At 69.9% G+C, this 14,649-nt stretch carries 15 protein-coding genes and 1 pseudogene; 11 read left to right on the top strand and 5 right to left on the bottom strand.

Features of this window, described 5'->3' with window-relative positions; all coding sequences use genetic code 11:
• Nucleotides 1–171, top strand: a pseudogene (locus tag NQ160_RS25050) (M20/M25/M40 family metallo-hydrolase); the annotation flags it as partial.
• 23 nt (nucleotides 172–194) lie between these two features.
• Complete coding sequence (locus NQ160_RS08795; RefSeq protein ID WP_257514851.1) at nucleotides 195–1,019, top strand: undecaprenyl-diphosphate phosphatase; 825 nt, start codon at nucleotides 195–197, stop codon at nucleotides 1,017–1,019.
• Nucleotides 1,020–1,056: 37 nt separating this feature from the next.
• Here the strand turns inward: NQ160_RS08795 and NQ160_RS08800 are convergent, their stop codons facing one another.
• Nucleotides 1,057–1,929, bottom strand: coding sequence for a PAC2 family protein (locus NQ160_RS08800; RefSeq protein WP_257514852.1), 873 nt, complete (start codon nucleotides 1,927–1,929; stop codon nucleotides 1,057–1,059).
• Between the two features lie 131 nt (nucleotides 1,930–2,060).
• On the opposite strand from NQ160_RS08800, the gene NQ160_RS08805 reads away from it, so the two are divergent.
• Genes NQ160_RS08805 through lnt form a run of 9 tightly spaced genes read left to right on the top strand, consistent with a single transcriptional unit; the run spans nucleotide 2,061 to nucleotide 11,825 of the window.
• Nucleotides 2,061–2,705, top strand: a complete 645-nt coding sequence (locus NQ160_RS08805) for an HAD family hydrolase (RefSeq protein WP_374113642.1) — start codon at nucleotides 2,061–2,063, stop codon at nucleotides 2,703–2,705.
• A complete protein-coding gene (locus NQ160_RS08810; protein ID WP_257514854.1) occupies nucleotides 2,702–3,721 on the top strand; it encodes a tRNA (adenine-N1)-methyltransferase in 1,020 nt (339 codons plus the stop codon). Before NQ160_RS08805 ends, NQ160_RS08810 begins: the two co-directional genes overlap by 4 nt.
• Before the next feature lie 9 nt (nucleotides 3,722–3,730).
• Nucleotides 3,731–4,663 carry an FKBP-type peptidyl-prolyl cis-trans isomerase gene (locus NQ160_RS08815; protein WP_257514855.1) on the top strand — a complete coding sequence of 311 codons (933 nt, stop codon included), beginning with the start codon at nucleotides 3,731–3,733 and terminating at the stop codon, nucleotides 4,661–4,663.
• Nucleotides 4,664–4,669: 6 nt separating this feature from the next.
• Entirely contained in the window at nucleotides 4,670–5,674 is a 1,005-nt protein-coding gene (locus tag NQ160_RS08820; protein WP_374113641.1) for a helix-turn-helix transcriptional regulator, read from the top strand.
• The gene (locus tag NQ160_RS08825; protein ID WP_257514856.1) at nucleotides 5,671–6,630 is read left to right on the top strand and encodes a helix-turn-helix transcriptional regulator; all 960 of its coding nucleotides are present in this window, start codon (nucleotides 5,671–5,673) and stop codon (nucleotides 6,628–6,630) included. The genes NQ160_RS08820 and NQ160_RS08825 overlap by 4 nt, the downstream gene beginning before the upstream one ends.
• Before the next feature lie 47 nt (nucleotides 6,631–6,677).
• Nucleotides 6,678–6,920, top strand: a complete 243-nt coding sequence (gene tatA, locus NQ160_RS08830; protein ID WP_257514857.1) for a twin-arginine translocase TatA/TatE family subunit — start codon at nucleotides 6,678–6,680, stop codon at nucleotides 6,918–6,920.
• Between the two features lie 59 nt (nucleotides 6,921–6,979).
• Complete coding sequence (tatC, locus tag NQ160_RS08835) at nucleotides 6,980–7,741, top strand: twin-arginine translocase subunit TatC (RefSeq protein WP_257514858.1); 762 nt, start codon at nucleotides 6,980–6,982, stop codon at nucleotides 7,739–7,741.
• Complete coding sequence (locus NQ160_RS08840; RefSeq protein ID WP_257514859.1) at nucleotides 7,738–10,224, top strand: DEAD/DEAH box helicase; 2,487 nt, start codon at nucleotides 7,738–7,740, stop codon at nucleotides 10,222–10,224. Before tatC ends, NQ160_RS08840 begins: the two co-directional genes overlap by 4 nt.
• The gene (lnt, locus tag NQ160_RS08845) at nucleotides 10,221–11,825 is read left to right on the top strand and encodes an apolipoprotein N-acyltransferase (protein ID WP_257514860.1); all 1,605 of its coding nucleotides are present in this window, start codon (nucleotides 10,221–10,223) and stop codon (nucleotides 11,823–11,825) included. The genes NQ160_RS08840 and lnt overlap by 4 nt, the downstream gene beginning before the upstream one ends.
• Nucleotides 11,826–11,827: 2 nt before the next feature.
• Here the strand turns inward: lnt and NQ160_RS08850 are convergent, their stop codons facing one another.
• From NQ160_RS08850 to NQ160_RS08865, 4 genes are all read right to left on the bottom strand, one after another.
• The gene (locus NQ160_RS08850) at nucleotides 11,828–12,208 is read right to left on the bottom strand and encodes an RNA polymerase-binding protein RbpA (RefSeq protein ID WP_257514861.1); all 381 of its coding nucleotides are present in this window, start codon (nucleotides 12,206–12,208) and stop codon (nucleotides 11,828–11,830) included.
• A gap of 116 nt (nucleotides 12,209–12,324) precedes the next feature.
• Nucleotides 12,325–13,101 (bottom strand): glycerophosphodiester phosphodiesterase family protein, encoded by a 777-nt coding sequence (locus tag NQ160_RS08855; RefSeq protein ID WP_257514862.1) that lies wholly within the window; start codon nucleotides 13,099–13,101, stop codon nucleotides 12,325–12,327.
• The gene (locus tag NQ160_RS08860) at nucleotides 13,098–14,036 is read right to left on the bottom strand and encodes an SPFH domain-containing protein (protein ID WP_257514864.1); all 939 of its coding nucleotides are present in this window, start codon (nucleotides 14,034–14,036) and stop codon (nucleotides 13,098–13,100) included. Before NQ160_RS08860 ends, NQ160_RS08855 begins: the two co-directional genes overlap by 4 nt.
• On the bottom strand, nucleotides 14,029–14,514 hold the full coding sequence (locus tag NQ160_RS08865; protein ID WP_257514866.1) for an NfeD family protein: 486 nt from the start codon (nucleotides 14,512–14,514) through the stop codon (nucleotides 14,029–14,031). The genes NQ160_RS08860 and NQ160_RS08865 overlap by 8 nt, the downstream gene beginning before the upstream one ends.
• Nucleotides 14,515–14,649 lie beyond the last annotated feature (135 nt).

Here is a 14,649-nt window from a genome sequence, read left to right on the forward strand (position 1 = left end):
GACAACAAGGCGCTCGCGCACCTCGGCATCGCCGGCTACGGCTTCGCGCCGCTGCGGCTGCCCGCGGATCTCGATTTCACCGGCATGTTCCACGGGGTCGACGAACGCGTCCCCCTGGATGCCCTCGTCTTCGGACAGGCGGTTCTCACCGACCTGCTCCGCACGTACTGACAGCAGTTCACCGAAAGGCGCGCATGAGCTTCTTCGAAGCGATCCTCCTGGGCCTGGTCCAGGGGCTCACCGAATTCCTCCCCGTCTCCTCCAGCGCGCACCTGCGCATTCTGGGGGAGTTCCTCCCCGGCGCCGAGGACCCCGGCGCGGCCTTCACCGCGATCACGCAGATCGGCACGGAGGCGGCGGTGGTGGTGTTCTTCTGGAAGGACATCGTCCGCATCATCACGCAGTGGTGCCGCTCGCTCGTGGGCAAAGCGCCGCGCAACGACCCCGACGCCCGCATGGGGTGGCTGATCATCATCGGCAGCATCCCGATCGTCGTGCTGGGGCTGCTGTTCCAGGATCAGATCGAGACGGTGTTCCGCTCGATGTGGGTCGTCGCGATCATGCTGATCGCCTTCGGTCTGCTGCTCGGCATCGCCGACGCGGTGGGCGCGAAGCGCCGTGAGCTGAACGACCTCACCGTGCCCCACGGCGTGGCCTTCGGGTTCGCGCAGGCGCTCGCGCTCGTCCCCGGCGTCTCGCGCTCGGGCGGCACGATCACCATGGGGCTCTTCCTCGGCTACAAGCGGGCGGATGCCGCGCGCTACGCGTTCCTGCTGGCGATCCCCGCCGTCTTCGGCAGCGGCTTCTACCAGCTGTTCAAGAGCTGGGACGAGCAGGGGCCGTTCACGCTGCCGGAGACCCTCGTGGCCACCGTCGTGGCGTTCGTGATCGCGCTGGCGGTCATCGCCTTCTTCATGAAGTGGATCTCCAAGCGCAGCTTCCTGCCGTTCGTGATCTACCGCGTGGCGCTGGGCACGGTGCTGATCGTGCTGCTGTCGATGGGCGTCATCCAGCCCTGACCCCGCGGTCGGTCGTCGCCGCGGAGGCAGACGCGGGTCAGTGCCGCGGCGGGTCGTCGCGGCCGGGCTTGGTGGGACCCAGGCCGTCGCCGCGGCGACGCAGGTACTTCTCGAACTCCTGCGCGATGGCGTCGCCTGACGCCTCGGGGGAGTCCCACGTGTCGCGGGTGCGCTCGAGCTGGTGGATGTACTCGGTCATCTCCTCGTCGTCCGCCGCGGCGGCGTCGATCGATGCCTCCCACGCGGCCGCCTCGGTGGCGAGCGTGCCGCGCGGCACCCGTGCGCCGGTGAGGTCCTCGAGCTTGTCCAGCAGGGCAAGAGTGGCCTTGGGTGACGGTGTGTGACCCCCGACGTAGTGCGGCACGCTGGCCCAGAGCGACGCCGAGGGGATGCCGGCGGCGTCGGCCGCTTCGTCGAGCACGGTGAGGATGCCGACCGGGCCTTCGTACGTCGAGCGCTCGAGGTCGAGCCTGGTGCGCAGCTCCTCGTTGTGGCTGCCGGCGACGACCGAGATCGGCCGCGTGTGCGGCACATCCGACATCATCGAGCCCAGAGAGACCATTCCGGTGATGTCTTCGCGGAGCGCGACATCGATCAACTCCGCGGCGAACCCCTGCCAGGCCCGCGCCGGCTCGACGCCGGTCAGCAGCCACAGCTGCGTGCCGCGGGCGCGACGGGTCGGGCGCCAGAGCGTGGCCTGCGGCCAGGTGAGCACGCGGCGGCCGTCCGCGTCGAGCGCGATCTGCGGCCGGGTGTACTGGTAATCGAAGTACAGCTCGGGGTCGACGGAGAAGACCGGTTCGTACGAACCCTCCTCGCGCAGCAGCGTGACAGCTCCCGATGCGGCCTCGCCGGCATCGTTCCAGCCGTCGAACGCGGCCACGAGCACGCGGCGTCCCAGACCCTCCACGTGTCTCCCTTCGTCTCACCAAGGATAGGCCGGGCGCCGCCCACGCGGGCGGGCGGCGCCACGCCCGTCGGTAGCATGGGGAGGTGACAGCCCTCTTTTCCCCCGCCCCGCTGCGCGCTGTCCTGTGGGACATGGACGGCACCCTCGTCGACACCGAGCCCTATTGGATGGCGGCCGAGACGCCGCTGATCGAGAGCCACGGCGGCACCTGGTCGCACGAGCAGGCACTCGGGCTCGTGGGCCTGGGGCTGCACGACTCCGCCCGCATCCTGCAGGAAGCGGGGGTGCGCATGCACGAGGATGCCATCGTCGATCACCTCACCGACGAGGTGATGCGGCAGCTGCGGGAACTCGGCAATCCCTTCCGTCCCGGCGCGCAGGAGCTGCTGGCGAGCCTGCGCGACGCGGGTGTGAAGACGGGCCTGGTCACGATGTCGTTGCGGCGCATGGCCGAGACCGTGGTCTCGCAGATCCCGTTCGAGGCGTTCGACGTCATCATCGCCGGTGACGACGCGATTCGGCCCAAGCCCTTCCCCGATCCCTACCTGCAGGCCTGCGAGGCGCTCGGAGTGACCCCCGCCGAGGTGGTCGCGATCGAGGACTCGCCCAACGGACTGCGCTCGGCAGTCGCCGCCGGCGCGGCGACGATCGGTGTGCCGCTGATGGTGTCGCTGACGGGCGCCGGCGCGCACGCACTGTGGCCGACGCTCGAGGGGCGTACCGCCGCCGACGTCGCCGAGTTCCATGCCGACCACCGCGCAAAGGAGTCCCGATGACCGCGGACCTCACCCGACCGAGCGGTCCCTTCCGCTACGGCGACCGCGTGCAGCTGACCGGCCCGAAGGGGCGGCTGCACACCATCACGCTGCGCGAGCGCGGCGAGCTGCACACCCACCACGGCGTCCTGCGCCACGAAGCGCTCGTGGGCCTGCCCGACGGATCGGTCGTCACCAACAGCGGCGGCCACGAATACCTGGCCCTCCGCCCGCTGCTGCGCGACTTCGTCATGTCGATGCCCCGCGGCGCGGCCATCGTCTACCCGAAGGATGCCGCGCAGATCCTGGCGCAGGCCGACATCTTCCCCGGCGCCACGGTGGTCGAAGCGGGTGTGGGGTCCGGCGCGCTGTCGCTGTGGCTGCTGCGGGCCATCGGTCCTGCCGGGCGCCTGGTGTCGTTCGAGCGCCGCGAGGAGTTCGCCGAGGTGGCCCGCGCCAATGTCGAGACGTTCCTCGGCGGAACGCCGCAGAACTGGGACGTGGTCGTCGGCGACCTCGTCGAGTCCCTGCCTGGCGCCGTGGAACCGGCGTCCGTCGACCGCGTCGTGCTCGACATGCTCGCGCCGTGGGAGTGCATCGACGCCGTTGCTGAGGCACTCACGCCCGGAGGCGTGGTGCTCTGCTACGTCGCCACCGCGACGCAGCTGAGCCGCGTGGCCGAGTACATCCGCGGCACCGGCCTCTACACCGATCCCGAGGCCAGCGAGACGATGGTGCGCGGCTGGCACGTCGAAGGACTCGCCGTGCGGCCCGACCACCGAATGGTCGCCCACACCGGGTTCCTCCTCACCGCTCGACGTCTCGCCCCGGGAGCTGTGCCCCCCGATGTGCGCAAGCGGGCGCTGAAGAAGCCCAGCTATGCCGACGAGGACGTGGAGCTGTGGACCCCGGGCGCCGTGGGCGACCGCCAGATCACCGACAAGAACCTGCGCAAGCGTGTGCGCGAGGCCCAGCGTGCCGCGGACGGCGCGCGGATCGCTGCGGGGTCGGCGGACCCCGACCCCGCCACCGATTAGGCTGTACCGGTGCGCAGGATTCCCGCCATCACCGCCGTCATGGGCCTCTCCGCCCTCGCTCTGGTCGGATGCTCATCCGCCGACCCTGCTGCGTCGTGCACGCGCGACGGGGGTGACGCGCAGGTGCTCGACCTGATCACGATCTCGGGCGACACCATCGGAGTGGCGGCTCCCGTCCACGTCGACGAGACCGTGTACCGCGACATCACCGTCGGCGACGGCCCCGTTGTGACCTCGGACGCACAGGAAGTCGCGTTCGACGTCACCGTCGTCAACGGCAGCACGGGCGACACGCTGCTGCAGTCGGGAACCCAGGTGGTGCCGGTGTCGCAGTGGGCCGAGGCCTACGAAGGCATCGCCGAGATGCTGGACTGCGCCACGGAGGGCTCGCTCATCATCGGGGCGGTCGCGCCGGAGGACATGCTGCCTGAAGCTGCGGCGAGCCTGGGCTTGGCCGAGGATGACACCGCGATCTTCGTCATCGATCTGCAGCAGGTCTACCCCGACCGGGCGGACGGCGAGGATCAGTACAACGCGCGCCGGGGCATGCCCACGGTCGTGCTGGCGCCCGACGGCACACCCGGCATCATCGTTCCCGACGCCGAGGCGCCCGACGAACTCGCCGTCGAGGTGCTCAAGAAGGGCGACGGCGAGGTCGTCACCGGTGACGTCCCCGTCCGGGTCAAGTACACAGGCGTCACCTGGGACGACGGAGAGGTCTTCGACTCCACGTGGGAGGCCGGGGCGTCGGCGGTGCTGTCGCTCGATCAGGTGGTGCCCGGCTTCGCCGAGGCGCTGGAGGGTCAGACCGTCGGTTCGCAGATCCTCGCCGTCATCCCGCCGGACCTGGCATACGGCGACGCGGGGCAGGGGCCGGTCCCTCCCGGGGCCACGCTCGTGTTCGTGATCGACATCCTCGGTCTCGACGAGGCGGCGGAGTAGCCGGAGGTGGCCGCAGCGACGAGCCGCAGCGCACCGGAGGAGCGTCTGGTGAACCTGCTCGTCGCGCTCATGGCGACCGACCAGGGGCTGACCAAGGAGACGATCCTCTCCTCGGTGGCGGGTTACCGTGAGCAGGCGCAGTCGGGTGCGTCGAAGGACGCCCTCGAGAAGATGTTCGAGCGCGACAAGGAGAGCCTTCGCGGTCTCGGCGTGCCGATCGAGACGATCGGCGACTACGCCGATCCCGACGACCTGCGTGAAGCCCGCTACCGTGTGCCGAACGACGAGTACGCACTGCCCGAAGACATCTCCTTCACGCCCGCCGAGTTGGCGGTTCTCGCGGTCGCCGGCGGCGTCTGGAGCGAGAGCTCCCTGTCGGCCGAGGCGCGCAGCGGGCTGCGCAAGATCCGTGCGCTCGGCAACGAGGTCGATGAGCCCATCATCGGCTTCTCGCCCCGGCTGAGCGTGCGGACGCCCGCGTTCGCGCCGCTGCAGAAGGCGATGGAGCAGGCCAGGGTGGTGTCGTTCCCCTATCTGAAGCCGGGGGACGAGCGTCCCCGCTCACGCCGCATCCGCCCACTGGCGCTGGTCGACTACGAAGCGCGCTGGCACGTCTTCGGCTTCGACCTCGACCAGCAGGCCGAGCGCACGTTCCTGCTCTCACGCATCGTCGGCGATGTCGCGATCACCCGCGAGAGTTTCGACCCGTCGCTGCGCGACGGTGCGGGGGAGAGGGCGGTGCAGGGACTTCACGACGTCGCCGCCCGTCAGCGGGCGCTGCTCGAGGTGCACCCCGGAACCGAGGCATCACTGCGGCTGCGCCGCCGCGCACAGCATGCGGAACAGGGCATGCTGGTGCCGTATGTCGACGTGCACGTGCTCGCCGACGAGCTGGCCTCGTACGGACCGGAGGTGCGGGTCGTGGAGCCGGCGGCGCTGCGCGAAGAAGTGATCCGCAGACTGCAGGCGACCCTGGCCCTGCACTCCGACGGCGCGGAGGATGCCACATGAGCGCGCGGCCCATGCATGCCACCGAGCGGGCCGCCCTGCTGCTGCAGCTCGTGCCGTACCTGATCGGCAAGGGCGAGGTGTCGGTGGCGGAGGCCGCCGACGAGTTCGAGGTCACGCCCGACCAGATGCGTGAGATGGTGCAGAAGCTGACGGTCATCGGCCGGCCCGGCGAGGGTGGCTTCTGGCAGCTGCCCAACGATCTGTTCGACATCGACTGGGATCTGCTGGACGAGCGCGACCTCATCGTCATCACCAACTCCGTCGGACTCGAGCGCGCCCCGCGGCTGACCGCGCGCGAGGCTGCGGCACTGCTGGCGGGACTGCAGCTGGCGGCGACCCTTCCCGGAGTGGGCGACAGTGGCACGGTGCAGAACCTCATCGTCAAGCTCGCCCGCGGGGCAGCCAGCGCGCCCGCCGACGTGATCGTCGCCCCCGGACCCGTCGACGACGTGCGGGTCACGGTCGCCGAGGCGCTGCGCAGGGGTGTCGCGGTGTCGTTCACCTACCAGGCCCCGGATGCCGCGCCCACCACGCGCACCGTGGACCCAGCCAAGGTGCACATCGCCGACGGTCAGTGGTACCTGCAGGGGTGGTGCCACATGCGTCAGGGCATGCGCACCTTCCACCTGGAGCGCGTCAGCGACGTCGCGCTCACCGAGATCCCGGTCAGTCACAGCGGCGAGCCCGTGCCGCAGCTGTTCGAACCGGGCGCCGGGGATGTCCTCGCCCAGGTGCGCTACCCGCGTCAGATCGCGCCACTGCTGGGGGAGTATCTCAGCGGTGCGCAGATCACCGCGGCCGGCGACCTCGAGACGGCCGCCATGCGGGTCGCCGACGAGCAGAGCCTCAAGCGCGTGGCCGCGCGCCTCGGCGGCGACGTCGAGGTGCTCGCGCCCGTCGGCGCGCGCAGGGCGGCGGCTTCGTGGGCTGCCGCGGGTCTGACCCAATACCGATGAGCGCCGTCTAGACTGAGGCGGTCGTCCGTTACGACGAAAGGACTCTCATGGGTATTCACGGCTGGCAATGGCTGCTGATTCTGGCAATCATCCTGCTGCTGTTCGGCGCAGCGAAGCTTCCTGCGCTGGCCAAGAGCATGGGGCAGTCCGCGCGCGTGTTCAAGACCGAGATGAAGGCGATGAAGGAAGACGACCAGGCAACGGTCTCCTCCGGCACCACCGCCCCCACGGCGGACCCCGCATCGACGTTGGACGCAGACAAGCGCACTGATCCGCCCTCTTCTCGCTGAGCGTGGTCATGACCCGGCCGTCGAGGGTCGCAGGGGACGAGTCTCGGCGTGAGAAGCGGATGTCGCTCGCCGAGCATCTGATCGAGCTCAAGCGCCGCCTGATGATCAGCGCGGTCGCCGTGATCGCGGCGATGGTCGCGGCGTTCTTCATCACCGAACCGGTGATGCACCTGATCACCGCACCGATCCGCATGCTCGCCGAGGAGCGGGGCGAGCAGGCCGCGGTCGAGCTGATGTACACCAGCGTCACCGGAGCGTTCGACCTGCGCATGCGCATGGCATTCGCCATCGGATTCTTGCTGTCGGCGCCGATCTGGATCTGGCAGGTCTGGGCATACGTCATGCCCGCGATGACCAAGCGCGAGAAGCGCTACACGGTGGGGTTCATCGCCGCCGCGGTTCCGCTGTTCTTCGCCGGGTGTGCGACCGGGCTTCTGGTCATGCCGAACATCGTCAGGCTTATGGCGGAGTTCCTCACTGCGGGCGCGTCAGCGATGTACGACGCGAACTACTACTACGACTTCGTGTTCAAGCTGATGCTGTTCGTCGGTGTGGCCTACATCGTGCCGGTCTTTCTCATCGCCTTGAATTTCGCCGGAGTCATCACCGGCAAGGCGATCCTGTCGTCGTGGCGTGCGGCGGTGCTGGTCAGTGCGATCTTCGCCTCCATCGCGACCCCGCCCGCCGACGTCGCCACGACGTTCCTCATCATGGGGATCCTCCTCGTGCTGTACTTCGCCGCAGCGGGCCTCGCGATGCTGCTCGACCGGCGACGAGCGAAGCGCGCCGCCGCCCTGCTGCAGCCGGGACACGCCCTGTGACCTCTCCCAGCCCCGCGGAGCGGTTCGCCGCCGCGTCCGAGGCGCGGCGGCATCCGCTGACAGCGGAGTTCGCCGAGCAGCAGCGCTTCACGCTCGATCCCTTCCAGATCGCCGGATGCCAGTCGCTCGAGGATGGCCGGAGCGTCCTGGTGGCCGCGCCCACGGGTGCGGGCAAGACGATCGTCGGCGAGTTCGCCGTGCATCTGGCGATGCGCGAGCCGGGCGACAAGGCGTTCTACACCACGCCGATGAAGGCGCTGTCGAACCAGAAGTTCCGCGAACTGCAGGAGGTGTACGGCGAGGACGAGGTCGGCCTTCTCACCGGCGACACCAACATCAACGGCAACGCCCGGGTCGTGGTCATGACGACCGAGGTGCTGCGCAACATGCTCTATGCCGACTCGCCGGCGCTGCGGGGCCTGCGGTTCGTGGTCATGGACGAGGTGCACTATCTCGCCGACCGGTTCCGCGGCGCGGTGTGGGAAGAGGTCATCATCCACCTGCCGCCCAGCGTGCGGCTGGTGTCGCTGTCGGCGACCGTCTCCAATGCCGAGGAGTTCGGCGACTGGCTCGACACGGTGCGCGGCGACACCGACGTCATCGTGTCGGAGACCCGCCCGGTGCCGCTGGAGCAGCACGTGCTCGTGCGCGGCGACCTGCTGCCCCTGTTCGACGACCGCGCCGGCATCGCCACCGCGCAGGTCAATCAGGAGCTCATGCGCATCCGGTCCGTGAAGGGCCAGACGTTCGAGGAGAACCGTCGCGTGCACGGACACAACAGTGCGCGCCAGGCCGGCTACGAGCCCGGCCACCGGCGGCCCCAGCGCGGCGGCAGGCGACCGGTCAGGCCCGGCAACGTGCAGCGCGTGGAGCGCCTCGACCGCCCTGCCGTCGTGCAGCTGCTGCAGCGGGCGAACCTGCTGCCGGCGATCTTCTTCATCTTCAGCCGCGCCGGCTGCGACGGCGCGGTGCAGCAGGTGCGCCGCTCGGGTCTGCGCCTGACCGACACCGATGAGCGCGCCGAGATCCGCCGTCTGGTCGACGAGCGCACCGCGGCGCTGAACGCCGACGATCTGGATGCACTGGGCTTCTGGGAGTGGCGCGAGAACCTCGAGCGCGGCATCGCGGCGCACCACGCGGGTCTGCTCCCGGCCTTCAAAGAGGTCGTCGAGGAGCTCTTCCGCCGCAAGCTCGTGAAGGCCGTCTTCGCCACCGAGACGCTCGCCCTCGGCATCAACATGCCGGCCCGCACGGTGGTGCTCGAGAAGCTCGAGAAGTTCAACGGCGAGGCCCGCGTCGCCATCACCTCGGGGGAGTACACCCAGCTCACCGGCCGCGCCGGTCGCCGCGGCATCGACGTCGAGGGCCACGCCGTTATCCAGTGGACCGAGGGCCTCGATCCGCAGGCGGTCGCCGCCCTGGCCTCGCGGCGCACCTATCCGCTGAACTCCAGCTTCCGCCCGACGTACAACATGGCGGTGAACCTCATCGATCGGTTCGGCCGCGCCGAGGCCCGCAAGATCCTCGAGTCGTCGTTCGCGCAGTTCCAGGCCGACCGGTCGGTGGTCGGTCTCGCTCGCCAGGTGCGCGAGGCCGAGGAGTCGCTCGCCGGCTACCGGCAGGCGCAGACGTGCGAGCGCGGGGACTTCACCGAGTACGCCGCCATCCGTCGCGAGCTCAGCGACCTAGAGAAACTCAACCGGGCCGACCGCACGGCCCCCGCACGTATCCGCAAGCAGCGCCAGCAGGAGATGGAGACGCTCCGTCGTCGAATGCAGCGTCACCCCTGCCACAGCTGTCCCGACCGCGAGCACCACGCGCGCTGGGGCGAGCGCTACTGGAAGCTCAAGCGTCGCACCGACAAGCTGCGCAACCAGATCCAGACCCGCACCGGCACCGTCGCGCGGGTGTTCGATCGCGTCGTCGACGTGCTCACGGAGCTCGACTACGTCGCCGTCGACGAGGAGGGGCGGACCACCCTCACCGCCGCCGGCCGCACGATGCGGCGCATCTACGGCGAACGCGACCTGCTCGTGGCCGAGGCCCTGCGCCGTGGCATCTGGAACAACCTGGATGCCGCCTCGCTCGCGGCCCTTGCGTGCTGCCTCGTCTACGAACCGCGCCGTGATTCCGAGGGGCCCGGAGAGTACGGGCTGCCCCGCGGGGCCTTCCGTACCGCCCTCACCGAGACGCAGCTGCTGTGGGCGCAGCTGGACGACCTCGAACGCGAACACCACCTGCCGGGCACCGAGTCGGTCGCCACGGGCCTCGCCCAGGCGATGTACACCTGGGCGCGCGGGGGCATGCTCGACCGCGTGCTGACTGAGGCGGACCTCGCCGCGGGCGACTTCGTGCGCTGGGCAAAGCAGACCATCGACCTGCTCGACCAGCTGTCGCTCGTGGCCGACGCCCCGGTGGCCACCACAGCGCGTAAGGCGCTCGACGCCGTGCGACGCGGGATCGTCGCCTACAGCGCGGTATGAGCGGGGCGCCGGAAAAGCAGAGCACGGCCGAGCGGCCGCTGCTGCCGCTGTGGCTCGCCCTCGTGGCCGCGCTCGTCGGCGGCCCGGTGCTCGACCTCGCCTTCCCCGACGTGGGATGGTGGCCGCTCGCGTTCGTCGGGGTCGCGCTCGCCCTCGTGTCGCTCATCGGCCGGTCGGCCTGGGGAGCACTGGCCGTCGGCCTCGTCTTCGGCGTCTCGTTCTACTTCACGCACATCATCTGGATCACGCGCTACCTGGGGCTGCTGCCCTGGTTCGGCCTCGGAGGGCTGCAGGCGCTCTTCTGGGGACTCGGGTCCATCCCGATCGCCCTGGCGTACCGATGGATGCCACAGGTGCGCGGCGGCCGGTGGGCGCGTCTGGTGGCCCTTCCTGCGCTCGTGGCGGGCCTGTGGACCGCACGGGAGCTGATCATGGGCTCGTGGCCCTACACCGGCTTCCCCTGGGGGCGGCTGGGCATGAGCCAGTCCGAGAGTCCGCTCGCCCACATCGCCTCGTGGACGGGCGTCGCCGGACTCACGTTCCTGATGGTGTTCGCCACCGCGGCCGCCGTGGAATGGGCGCGCCTCGGTGCCTGGCGCGCCTGGCGCACGGCGCTGCCCGCGGCGGTGGCGGTCGCGGTGCTGCTGCTCACTCCGGCCTTTCCCACCACCCCCGCCGGCACGATGCGGGTGGGCGCCGTGCAGGGAAACGGCCCGGCGGGGTATTTCGACGAGCGGGAGTCGTACGACGTCTTCCAGTCCCAGCTCGATGCCACCGAGCCGCTCCTGGGCGAGGACCTGGACGTGCTGCTGTGGCCCGAAGGGGGAATCGACGCCGACCCGCTGCGAAACGAGTCGGTGGCGCGCGTGCTCGACCAGCTCGCCGCGTCGTTGGACGCGCCCCTCATCGTCAACGCCGCCACCCAGCGCGACGACGCGGTCTACAACACCTCGATGCTGTGGGAGCCGGACGCAGACAACCCCGTCGCGCTCCACGACAAGCGCACTCCGGTGCCTTTCGGGGAGTACGTCCCCGACCGGTGGTTCTTCGAGGCGATCGTGCCGGACCTCGTCGGGCTCATCCAGCGCGAGTACACCCCGGGCACGAACCCGCCCGTCTTCGACGTCGACGGCGTGAACGTGGGTCTGGCGATCTGCTTCGACGTGATCTACGACGACGTGGTGTGGGAGGGGGCGCGCGACGGAGCGGAGGTCTACATGATGCAGACCAACAACGCCGACTTCCGCGACACCGACGAGAACCTGCAACAGCTGGCCTTCGCCCGCATGCGTGCGATCGAAACCGGGCGTGCCGTGGTGAACCTCTCGACCGTGGGCACCAGCCAGGTGATCGCCCCCGACGGCACCGTGATCGACGGGCTTGCTGCCGGCGAAGCCGGTGCGATGGTCACCGACGTTCCGCTGCGCACCGGATTGACCCCTGCCGTCGTCATCGGCGGCGCCGTGAAGCTCGTGCTGGGCTGGGGGAGTGTGCTGGCTTTCGCCGTGCTCGCCGGGGCCCACCTCATGTCGGCGCGACGTCGTGCCGCACAAACGACGAAGCCGGCCCCCGAAGGGACCGGCGTCACCGAATCGGTCTGAGCTCAGGCGCTCTTCTTCGCCGTGGCGCTCTGGCCTGCACCGCGCCGCTCACGGATGAACGTGAGCCGATCCTCGAGCAGTTCCTCGAGCTCGGGGATCGTGCGCCGCTCCAGCAGCATGTCCCAGTGCGTACGCGGCACCTTGTCGCCGCTGTGGTCCACCTCGACGGTCTTGCCGCCGACGCGCAGCACGGCCTCGGCGCCGCACGTGCGGCACTCCCAGGTCTCGGGCGCTTCGGCATCGACCGCAAAGGGAAGAGTGGACTCACGGCCGCACGTGTTGCACACGTACGTGTGTGTGGTCCGCTCATGAAAAACGACGCCGTCCTCGCTCTGTAGGCTGGACGCGCCGAGTCGGATGCCGCGCAAACTGCGGTCTGCCATTGTGTGGTCCTCTCGTCGCCTGTTCAGGTATAACGCCGGGACCTGTGCGCATACTCCAAACCGGCACGACCGATAGGGCTTTCACAGCCGAATCCCAGGCCCGCTGACGCGTGGTCTCAGCGGCCCTCGGCGACCCTTCGCAACGCGAGGTCGACGCGGTCGGTGACCAGGCCGTCAACACCGAGGTCCAGCAGCCGCGCCATGTCCATCGGGTCGTTGACCGTCCACACGTGCACCTCGACGCCGCAGCGATGTGCGGCCTCGATGAGCCGCGGGGTGACCACCCGCACCGGCCCGCGACGCTCCGGAATCTGCAGCGCGTCTATGCCGTCGAGAGCGCGGCGCACCACCCAGGGGGAGTGGGCGCGCACGCCCGCGAGGACGCGCGCGATGGTGGCGGTGCCGGCGGACGTTGCGGGCCGGATGCCACGGCCGAAACGGTCGGCGGCCTCCAGCGCCGCGCGCCGCCGGGCGTCGGAGAAGCTCGCCAGCAGCACGCGCTCGGCGTGGGGGGCGACGGTGCGCCCGACGGGGACGGCGGCCGCCTCGGCTTTGACGTCGAGGTTGAACCGCACGTCCGGGAATCCCTCGAGGGCTTGGCGCAGGGTGATGAGACCGCCGCTGTCTCCCATCAGTCGTTCCAGCTCGGCGAGGGTGACCTCCGCCACCGGTCGTGGGTCGCCGAGGGTGCGGCTGAGGTCGGCGTCGTGCAGCAGCACGACGTGGCCGTCGGCGGTGAGATGGCAGTCGGACTCGATGTACCCCGCGCCGGCGGCGTGGGCGGCCGCGATCGCCGCGAAGCTGTTCTCCACGATGCCTTCGGCATCCGGGGGGACGAAGCCCCGATGAGCGAGGATGCGAGGCGCGCGCCCCGCGAACCAGGGGTGCGTCACAGCGACGTCGGGCGGGGGCCGCGATTCGCGGCATCCGTCGTGTTCGACCCGAATGCGCCGCTGACACCCTTCAGAGCTTCGGTGAACTCGCTCGGGATGATCCACAGCTTGTTGGAGGCGCTGTCGGCGATCTTGGGCAGCGTCTGCAGGTACTGATAGGCCAGCAGCTTCTCGTCGGGGTTGCCCCGGTGAATGGCGTGGAACACCGTCTCGATGGCCTCGGCCTCGCCCTGGGCGCGCAGCACGGCGGCCTGCTTGTCGCCCTCGGCGCGCAGGATCTCACCCTGTCGGCGGCCCTCTGCCTCGAGGATCTGCGCCTGCTTCGAGCCCTCGGCGGTCAGGATCGTGGCGCGACGTTCGCGCTCGGCGCGCATCTGCTTCTCCATCGAATCCTGGATCGACACCGGCGGGTCGATCGCCTTCAGCTCGACGCGGGACACGCGCAGGCCCCACTTGCCGGTGGCCTCGTCGAGCACGATGCGCAGCTGGCTGTTGATGTTGTCGCGGCTGGTCAGCGCCTGTTCGAGGTTGAGGCCGCCGACGACGTTGCGCAGGGTCGTGGTGGTGAGCTGCTCCACCGCTCCCAGGTAGTTGGCGATCTCGTAGGTCGCCGCCCGGGCGTCGGTCACCTGGAAGTAGACCACCGTGTCGATCGACACCACGAGGTTGTCCTCGGTGATGACCGGCTGCGGCGGGAACGACACCACCTGCTCACGCATGTCGACCAGCGGGCGCACTCGGTCGATGAAGGGGATGAGCAGGTTGAGTCCCGGGCTCAGTGTGCGCTGATAGCGGCCCAGGCGCTCGACCACCCCGGCGTATGCCTGCGGGATGATGCGGATGGAGCGGAAGATCACCACGACCACGAAGATCGCGAGCACCACCAGCAGGACGATCACGAAGATCTGTCCGATGAACGCGCTGACGTCAACCATCGTCCGAGGTCCTTTCTCGTGCGGGCAAGGGGGCGACCTCAACGGCGGAGCCGAGCACGCGGACCACGCGCATGCGGTCGCCGACCTGCGCCGGATCGGCGTCGGGGTCGAGGCGTGCGGTCCAGGTCTCGCCGTTGTCGAGCCGAACAGAGCCTCGGTCGTCGACGAACGGCGCCACCACGCGCGCGCCCATGCCGTACAGCGCATCGACGTTGGTGCGGGCGGGCTCGTCGCCGCGGCGCAGGGCGCGCAGCAGCAGCGGGCGGATCGTGAACAGCAGCAGTGCCGCCACCGCCGCGGCGACGACGATCTGCAGCCACCACGGGCCACCGAGAAGGTAGACACCCAGGCCGCCCAGCACCGAGCCGGCCGCCAGCATGAGGAACGTGAACTCCAGGGTCAGCAGTTCGATGATGACGAAGAGCAGAGCCAGCACCAGCCAGGCGATCCAGATGTACTGCGTCAGATCGGGCAGCATCACGGTCCCTCCATCGGTCCTTGAGGGAACCCTAACACCGGGTCAGGACGCCGGTGCTTGCTAGGCTCGGATGGCCCGGCGACGCCCGTTCCGGGTCCCCGAGACAGGAGCGCCGCCCATGTCCCAGATCCTGCC

This window comes from Microbacterium sp. zg.Y909 (assembly GCF_024626565.1).

What these genes read in the sequence shown, in the direction of transcription:
- NQ160_RS08850 (WP_257514861.1), bottom strand. Translation starts at nt 12,208, where the DNA reads ATGGCAGACCGCAGTTTGCGCGGCATCCGACTCGGCGCGTCCAGCCTA.
- tatA (WP_257514857.1), top strand. Translation starts at nt 6,678, where the DNA reads ATGGGTATTCACGGCTGGCAATGGCTGCTGATTCTGGCAATCATCCTG.
- NQ160_RS08865 (WP_257514866.1), bottom strand. Translation starts at nt 14,514, where the DNA reads ATGCTGCCCGATCTGACGCAGTACATCTGGATCGCCTGGCTGGTGCTG.
- NQ160_RS08860 (WP_257514864.1), bottom strand. Translation starts at nt 14,036, where the DNA reads ATGGTTGACGTCAGCGCGTTCATCGGACAGATCTTCGTGATCGTCCTG.
- NQ160_RS08810 (WP_257514854.1), top strand. Translation starts at nt 2,702, where the DNA reads ATGACCGCGGACCTCACCCGACCGAGCGGTCCCTTCCGCTACGGCGAC.
- NQ160_RS08795 (WP_257514851.1), top strand. Translation starts at nt 195, where the DNA reads ATGAGCTTCTTCGAAGCGATCCTCCTGGGCCTGGTCCAGGGGCTCACC.
- NQ160_RS08825 (WP_257514856.1), top strand. Translation starts at nt 5,671, where the DNA reads ATGAGCGCGCGGCCCATGCATGCCACCGAGCGGGCCGCCCTGCTGCTG.
- lnt (WP_257514860.1), top strand. Translation starts at nt 10,221, where the DNA reads ATGAGCGGGGCGCCGGAAAAGCAGAGCACGGCCGAGCGGCCGCTGCTG.
- tatC (WP_257514858.1), top strand. Translation starts at nt 6,980, where the DNA reads ATGTCGCTCGCCGAGCATCTGATCGAGCTCAAGCGCCGCCTGATGATC.
- NQ160_RS08805 (WP_374113642.1), top strand. Translation starts at nt 2,061, where the DNA reads ATGGACGGCACCCTCGTCGACACCGAGCCCTATTGGATGGCGGCCGAG.